General features: G+C 73.3%; 6 protein-coding genes. 5 read left to right on the plus strand and 1 reads right to left on the minus strand.

Features of this window, described 5'->3' with window-relative positions; translation table 11 throughout:
• Positions 1-226 precede the first annotated feature (226 nt).
• The 3 genes from CKY47_RS06090 to CKY47_RS06100 all read left to right on the plus strand — a co-directional run bounded on the left by CKY47_RS06090 (position 227) and on the right by CKY47_RS06100 (position 3,234).
• Positions 227-901: a PIG-L deacetylase family protein gene (locus tag CKY47_RS06090; RefSeq protein WP_306744655.1), complete on the plus strand. Its 675-nt coding sequence runs from the start codon at positions 227-229 to the stop codon at positions 899-901.
• A 71-nt stretch (positions 902-972) separates the two neighbouring features.
• On the plus strand, positions 973-2,262 hold the full coding sequence (locus CKY47_RS06095) for a nucleotide sugar dehydrogenase (RefSeq protein WP_306744656.1): 1,290 nt from the start codon (positions 973-975) through the stop codon (positions 2,260-2,262).
• A gap of 12 nt (positions 2,263-2,274) precedes the next feature.
• The gene (locus tag CKY47_RS06100) at positions 2,275-3,234 is read left to right on the plus strand and encodes an NAD-dependent epimerase/dehydratase family protein (RefSeq protein ID WP_306744657.1); all 960 of its coding nucleotides are present in this window, start codon (positions 2,275-2,277) and stop codon (positions 3,232-3,234) included.
• A gap of 110 nt (positions 3,235-3,344) precedes the next feature.
• Here CKY47_RS06100 and CKY47_RS06105 read toward each other — a convergent pair whose 3' ends face one another.
• Positions 3,345-5,996, minus strand: coding sequence for a LuxR family transcriptional regulator (locus CKY47_RS06105; protein ID WP_306744658.1), 2,652 nt, complete (start codon positions 5,994-5,996; stop codon positions 3,345-3,347).
• Positions 5,997-6,190: 194 nt separating this feature from the next.
• Between CKY47_RS06105 and CKY47_RS06110 the strand changes: the two genes are divergently transcribed.
• Positions 6,191-6,958, plus strand: coding sequence for a thioesterase II family protein (locus CKY47_RS06110; RefSeq protein ID WP_306744659.1), 768 nt, complete (start codon positions 6,191-6,193; stop codon positions 6,956-6,958).
• A 117-nt stretch (positions 6,959-7,075) separates the two neighbouring features.
• Entirely contained in the window at positions 7,076-7,342 is a 267-nt protein-coding gene (locus CKY47_RS06115) for a hypothetical protein (RefSeq protein ID WP_306744660.1), read from the plus strand.
• Positions 7,343-7,406: the final 64 nt, after the last annotated feature.

A 7,406-nucleotide genomic window follows, 5' to 3' on the forward strand; every position in this document is an offset into this window, starting at 1 on the left:
AGATTCGCCGAAGGTCTGCTTTAGAGCCGCTTTAGGGGTTGTCGGCCGCCCTCGGCGGATGACAGGTTTTCCCCAGCTTCGAAGGACTTCTTCACCTCTCCACCGCACCGCGCCCACCAGTTCCCCCGGCAGTGGCCGGTTCGGAACGGGACCTGCCCGGATCGACCCGGCAGGCCGTCGGGGCTCGCCCATCGGACTAAGGCTGGGGATCGGTATGCACAGGCAGATGCGAAGGCTCCTGGTCGTGGGAGCCCACGGGGACGACGAGACCCTCGGCGCGGGCGGCACGATCGCCCGGCTCGCCGAAGAGGGCGTGACCGTGTCCCTCTGCGTCCTGACCAACGACGACGGCTCGCGCTCGGAGACCGGGAGCGGCGTCATCAACCGTACGGCGGCGATCGAACTCGCGGCGAAGACGCTCGGGATCGAACGGCTGCGCATCCACGAGTTCGGCGACAACCGGCTCGACACGGTCGGCCACCTCGAGCTGAACCGGGTCGTGGAGCGCGAGGTGCGCGACTTCGAGCCGGACACGATCTTCACCACCGGCATGAGCGACCTGAGCACCGACCACGCCCTGGTCAGCCGCGCGGCCCGGGTGGCCGGTCGTCCCGGCAAGGGCAGCGTGCGGGAGCTGCGCACGTTCGAGGTGCGCTCGGCCACCGACGTCGGCGAGGCGTCCGGCCTGCCGATCACGTTCCGCCCCAACTGCTGGCAGTGCCTGGACGAGACGCACCTGGAGCGCAAGGTCGAGGCGCTGCGCGCCTACGGCAAGGAGCTGGAGCCCTGGCCCAACCCGCGCAGCGAGCGGGGCGTCCGGGCCCTGGCCGAGTACCGGGGGTCGCAGATCTCCGTCGGCCTCGCCGAGGCGTTCGAGATCGTCCGGTTCGTCCACCACTGACCACGCCCGCGGGGTCGCGCACCCCGCCCCTCCCGCGATTCCCACTGCCTGCCAGAGACGGGTGACCAGCAATGACCAGTACTGTCGTCGAACACCAGACCGTGGCCGAGCCGACCGAGCTGAAGTCCGTCGCGGTCGTCGGCCTGGGCTACGTCGGGCTCCCGACCGCGCTCGGCCTGCACGCGGGCGGGATCGAGGTGATCGGCATAGACCTCTCCCAGAACAGGTTGGACGCCATCCGCGCCGGCGACGTCGACCTCATCGACTCCGACCAGCGCCAGCTGGAGAAGACCCTGCACCAGGACTTCCGGCTCACCACCGACTCCAGCCGGATGGCCGAGGCCGACGCCGTGCTCGTGTGCGTGCCGACCGGCCTCGACGAGTACCTGATGCCGGACCTCGGCCCGCTGGAGGCCGCGTGCGCGGCCCTGGTCGCCAACGCCCGCCCCGGCCAGACGCTGATCCTGACCTCCACCAGCTACGTCGGCACGTCCCAGCGGCTGCTGGTGGCGCCGCTGACCGCCAAGGGGTTCAAGGTCGGCCGCGACATCTTCGTGGCGTCCAGCCCCGAGCGCATCGACCCGGGCAACGTCACGCACACCCAGGCCGGGACGCCGCGCGTGCTCGGCGGCGTGACCCCGGCGTGCACCGCGATGGCGCAGCGCGTGATCAACGTGCTGACGCCCGCCGTGCACTGCGTCAGCTCGCCGGAGGCGGCCGAGATGACCAAGCTGTACGAGAACACCTTCCGCGCGGTGAACATCGCGCTGGCCAATGAGTTCGCGGAGATCAGCGACGGGTTCTCGATCGACCCGATCGAGGTGATCGAGGCGGCGGCCAGCAAGCCGTACGGCTTCATGGCCTTCCACCCCGGCCCCGGCGTCGGCGGCCACTGCATCCCGTGCGACCCGCACTACCTGCTCTGGCAGCTGCGGGCGACGCGGAGCAACGCGCCCCTCGTGACCCAGGCCATGCACGCCATCGCGGAGCGGCCCAAGCAGGTCGTCGACCGCCTGGCGGACACGCTGTCCCGCAACGGCAAGGGCGTGGTGGGCACCCGCGTCCTGGTGGTCGGCGTGACCTACAAGCCGGGGGTGCGCGACGTGCGGTCGTCCTCGGCCCTGGACATCATCGACCTGCTCGCCGCGAAGGGCGCGGTGGTGGGGTACCACGACCCGCTGGCGCCCAACGTGCGCGTGACGGGCGGCTCGCTGGACAGCGTCGTCGAACCGGACGGCGCCGACTGGGACATCGCCCTCATCCACACCGTGCAACCGGAGCACGACTACCACTGGCTTGCCCGGTGCCCGGTGGTGGTCGACGCGACCTACCGCTTCGACCCTGCCCTGTTCGCGCTCTGAGAGGAACCCGACATGCGCTACCTGATCACCGGCGGGGCCGGGTTCATCGGCTCCCACCTGACCGAGCACCTGCTGGAGCGGGACCACGAGGTCGTCGCGCTCGACAACCTCAGCACCGGCACCCTGGACAACCTCGCGGGCGTGGCCGGGCACGCCGGCTTCCGCTTCGTGCGCGGCTCCGTGACCGACCCGGAGGCGGTCGAGGCCTGCATGGCCGGCGTCGACGCGGTGTTCCACCTCGCGGCGGCCGTGGGCGTGTTCACCATCCTGGACAAGACGCTGGAGAGCCTGCGGACCAACCTGCACGGCACCGAGGTCCTGCTGGAGGCCGCGCTCCGGCACGACGTGCCGATCCTGGTGGCCTCCACCAGCGAGATCTACGGCAAGAACACCGCGGACGGGCTCACCGAGGACTCCGACCGGATCATCGGCTCGCCGCTGAAGACCCGCTGGTCCTACGCCGAGGCGAAGGCGCTGGACGAGACGCTGGCCCACCTGTACGCGGTGGAGCACGGACTGCGCGCGGTGATCGTGCGGCCGTTCAACACCGTCGGTCCGCGCCAGACCGGCCGCTACGGCATGGTGATCCCGCGCTTCGTCACCCAGGCGCTCGCGGGCGAACCCCTCACCGTGTTCGGCGACGGGCAGCAGACGCGCTGCTTCTGCCACGTGCACGACGTCGTGCCGGCGCTGGTGCGGCTGCTGTCCGACGAGTCGGCCTACGGCAAGGTGTTCAACCTGGGCAGCAACGAGCAGACGACGATCTCGCAGCTCGCGGAGCGGGTGATCGCCGCGACGGGCTCCACGAGCGCCATCGCGAAGGTCCCGTACGAGGAGGCCTACGGCGAGGGCTACGAGGACATGCAGCGCCGCATCCCCGACTGCTCCAGGGCCCGCGAGCAGATCGGCTTCGCGCCGGTGCACACCCTCGACGGCATCATCGAGGCCGTGGTCGCCGACCGCCGCCGCTGACCGGTACGACCCCGACCGGCACGACCCCGACCGGGAAGCGCCCGGGGGTCGTGGGTGCGGCCGACTCGCCACACCCACGCCCCTCGGGCGCTTCCCGCGTCCCGGCACGTTCAGCGTCCTCCCTCGGCCGCGGTGAACTCGCCGGCCAGGGCCGAACGGCCGGGCACGCCGAGCTTGCGGTAGACGCGGGTCAGGTGCTGCTCCACCGTGCTCACCGTGATGTACAGCGTCTCCGAGATCTGCCGGTTGGTGCGGCCGGCCGCCGCCAGCTCGGCCACCCGCAGCTCGGCCTCGCTGAGCACCGCCGGCGTCGTCGCCGGCGCGCCGACCGCGACCGGCACGGTGACCGGGGCCGGCACGCCCGCCGTCGCCCGGCTGCCGGCCCGCTCGGGGCGCGGTCCCACCGACCGGGAGACGGCGACCCTCGCGAGCTGCCGCCGCACCCGGACCGGTGCGACCGGGCCCCTGGCCCGCTGCGCGTCCTGGCCCAGCCGGTTGAGCATCCGCGTCGTCCGCGCCAGCTCCAGCCGGTCGCCGGAGGCCCGGAACTCCTCCGCCGCCCGGTTCAGCATGCCCTGGCGCTCCGCGGCGTCACCCGCCTGCGCCAGCACCCGCAGGGCGGCGCCCCGCGAGCCGTGGTCGGACGGCGCCGCGTAGGCGAGCTGCTGGTTGGCCAGCTCCACGGCGAGGGTCGGGTTGCCCAGCCGCAGGTTCGCCTCCGCGAGGTCGGTGCGCCACGGCACGAGCACCGGCACCTCCAGGTCCCACCCGCGCAGGGTCCGCTGGCACTGCTGGAAGTCGCTGACCGCCGCCAGTCCCCGGTTGGTCGCCAGGTGGAACCGGCCGCGCGCCCGCAGGTACCGGACGCCGCCCAGGGTCGTCAGCGCCGCGTCCGGCAAGGGCCTGCGCAGCACCGCCGCGGCCGCCTTGAACGCGCCTGCCTCGGTGTGCGCGCTCAGCAGCGTCGCCAGCGGGTGGCTGATCGCGACGCCCCAGTTCGGCCCGTCCAGCAGGGCCAGCGCCCGGTCCGCCCGCTCGGCGGCTCCCGCGACGTCACCCCGGCGCAGCACCAGGCTCGCGGCGATCGCGTCGAGCATCGCCTTCCAGGTCACCGCGCCGCGGTGCTCGGCCTCCTCGCTGAGCGAGGCGCACCAGCCCTCGGCGCGATCGGCCTTGTCGTCGTGGGCCAGCGCGAGGATCGCCGTGCAGAGCGCTTCGAGCGAGGTGTCCGACAACCGGCAGCTGTGCAGGATGCGTTCCGCGCCGGCCGACGCCCGCTCGGTCCCCTCCGCGCGCCACACGGCGGAGAGCGCTTTCACCGTGTGCAGCCAGGGGTCGTCGCTGTCCGGCAGGGTCACCGACGCGCCGTAGTGCCAGTGGCCGGCGAGGCTCAGCTCGGCCACCGTGCGCGGGTCGAGCGGCTCGTCGTCGACGAGCGCCGCGAACGCGCGCTCGAAGGTGTCCCGGTCCCCGAACCACAGCGCCTGCCGCGCGAGCGCGACCCGGTCGGAGCGGTCCAGCGAGTCGCCCGCCGCCCACCGCGTCCTCAGGTGCGGCGCCGCGGCGGTCGGGTTCACCCGCCAGGTGATCTTGGCGAGCAGCTGGGAGATCCGCTGCCGCACCCACCCCGTGGCCGGTGCCGAGGCGGCGAGTTCCAGGCACCGGGTGGCGAACTCGACGTCGTCGTCGAGCATGACCTGTTCCGCCGCCTCCAGCAGGGTCCGCGGCGCCCAGTCGACGTCCGCCTCGCCCGCGGCCACGAGGTGACGGGCGATGTCGGGGGACGCCAGCCCCAGCGAGTGCTTGACGTCGGCGGCCCGCGAGTGCAGTCGCGCCCTGGCCGGGCCGCGCAGGCCGCCGATGATCGCGGCGGCGGCCGCCGGCTGCCGGAACCGGACGCCCTCGACCAGGCCGGAGTCGGCCAGCCGGCAGGCGGACGCCTCGGCGTCGCCCGGGTCCACGCCGGCGACGACGGCCAGCGCGTCCAGGCCCATGTCGGTGTCCAGCACCGCGATCGCCGTCGCCACCTCGCGCAGCGGCGAGCCGCAGCGGTGCAGCAGCTGCCGCACCGCCTCGGCGTACGCCGCGTCGGCGTCGGCGCCGGCGCGGTGGGCGTCGACCAGCGCGTCGGCCAGCAGCGGGTTCCCGGCGCTCAGCTCGTGGACCTGCCCGGGCAGCCAGTCGGGCCCCTCCCCCACCAGCTCCGCGATGGCCCGCTCCGACAGCGGCGTCAGCTGCACGTGCCGGTGCGGCTGGGCGGCGAACGGCAGGCCGCCACCGGAGCCGGAGCCGCTGAGCACCAGCAGCACGGCGGCGGACCGGGTCCGCCGCTGTAATCGCAGCAGCAGCCGGACCGAGGTCCCGTCCACGTGTTGGAGGTCGTCGACGGCCACCAGCACCGGGCGTTCGCGCGCCAGCCGGTGCAACGCGCCGCACACCCCGGCGATCCGCTCGTCGTCCCAGTCGCCGAACTGCTCCGCCAGCGCCCGGGGCACCCCGGGGCACGCCAGCAGCTGGTCGATCACGCCGCCGTCGACGTCCTGCTCGTCGGCGGCCCCGGACGCGGTGAGCGTGAGGATGCCCAGCTCGCCGGCCCTGGCCACCACCTGGTCCTGCAACCGCGTCTTCCCGCTGGCCGGTGCTCCGTCGACCAGCACGGTCTCCCCCGTGCCCCCCTCGCATCCGATCAGCAGACCCCGCAGGAAGTCCGACGCCTCCCGCGGATCGATCCGGTGGTTCTGCTGCCCCCAGTTCACGCCCATCGCTCACTCCTCGAACGAGGCGGGTCTTCTTCTGGCGGTACCGACGGTCGCAGCACGTCCCTAAGCCGAACCAACCGCAATCTAAATCACACGATGAGGTGAACTTGAGCAGGTGTCGCCCGGCGTGCCCGGCCGCGCGATAGGGGTTGCCCACCAGGGGGAGGTGGCCGAAGACTCCGTGAACTGTGACTGCCGTGAACGAGAGAACGAGCCGATGGATTCGGCGATTCCACGCGGCCGAGGCCGCTGCCGTGCGGTTGGTGTGCCTGCCGCACGCCGGCGGGTCCGCCACGGCCTACTTCCCGTTCTCCCGGGTGGCCGCCGAGGCCGGGGTGGACGCCGACGTCGTCGCCGTGCAGTACCCGGGCCGCCAGGACCGGCGGGGTGAGCGCTGCCTCGACGACCTGGCCACCATGGCCGACGCGGTCGCCGACGACCTCGGCCCGTGGTTCGACCGGCCCGTGGCGCTGTTCGGCCACAGCATGGGCGCGACGCTCGGCTACGAGGTCGCGCGCCGGCTGGAGGCGCGGGGCACCCCTCTCCTGGGGCTGTTCGCCTCCGCGTGCCGGGCGCCGTCCGCGCAGCGCGTCGAGTACGTCCACCAGCGCGACGACGACGGCCTGATCGCCGCGCTCCGGGAGCTCAGCGGCACCGACAGCGCCGTGCTGGGCGACGACGAGCTGCTGCGCATGGTGCTGCCCGCCATCCGCGGGGACTACACCGCGGTCGAGACCTACCGGCACCGGGCGGGGCGGGAACTGGACTGCCCGATCCACGTGCTGGTGGGCGACGACGACCCGGTCACCGACCTCGGCGAGGCGGAGGCGTGGGGCGCCCACACCACCGGCGGCCACGTCGTGGACGTGCTCCCCGGCGGCCACTTCTACCTCAACGCCCAGCTCGACCGGGTCCTGGCCACGGTCGCCGCCCGCCTGCGCGAGTGGCACGACGCCGCCGCCTGACCGGGGGTGGGGAAACCTCACCCCCGGGTTCGGGGGTCGGCCTCATGTCCCGGCGGGGTCGGGTTCGCGACACTGGGTACATCGGGGAGACAGCCCCACCTCTCGGAGGTAGTGATGATGGCAATCCAGACCGCTCCCGGTGTCACCCAGCGGATGCTCCCCAGCGGCCACCTCGAACTCTTCTGCCGCGGCACCGGTCGTCGGATCGACTGCGAGCCCGTCGCCGCCACCATGTGGATCGCGCTCAAGCAGCACAACGGCGACGTCGACCGCGCCGGTGCCGCGCTGGCCGCCGTGTGGGAGACCGACGTCGAGGAAACCCGTTACGACGTCATGGTCTTCGCCGGCTCGCTGTGCTCGCTGGGACTGCTCACCGAGACGTGAGCCCCGCTCCACCGCTTCCCCCGGAACCACCCCCGACGTCCGGGCGACCCCTGGCCCGGTCATG

The organism is Saccharothrix longispora (genome assembly GCF_030852425.1).
GTDB lineage: Bacteria > Actinomycetota > Actinomycetes > Mycobacteriales > Pseudonocardiaceae > Actinosynnema > Actinosynnema longispora.

Coding starts and splice junctions, on each gene's coding strand:
- CKY47_RS06100 (WP_306744657.1), top strand. CDS start 2,275: ATGCGCTACCTGATCACCGGCGGGGCCGGGTTCATCGGCTCCCACCTG.
- CKY47_RS06105 (WP_306744658.1), bottom strand. CDS start 5,996: ATGGGCGTGAACTGGGGGCAGCAGAACCACCGGATCGATCCGCGGGAG.
- CKY47_RS06095 (WP_306744656.1), top strand. CDS start 973: ATGACCAGTACTGTCGTCGAACACCAGACCGTGGCCGAGCCGACCGAG.
- CKY47_RS06115 (WP_306744660.1), top strand. CDS start 7,076: ATGGCAATCCAGACCGCTCCCGGTGTCACCCAGCGGATGCTCCCCAGC.
- CKY47_RS06090 (WP_306744655.1), top strand. CDS start 227: ATGCGAAGGCTCCTGGTCGTGGGAGCCCACGGGGACGACGAGACCCTC.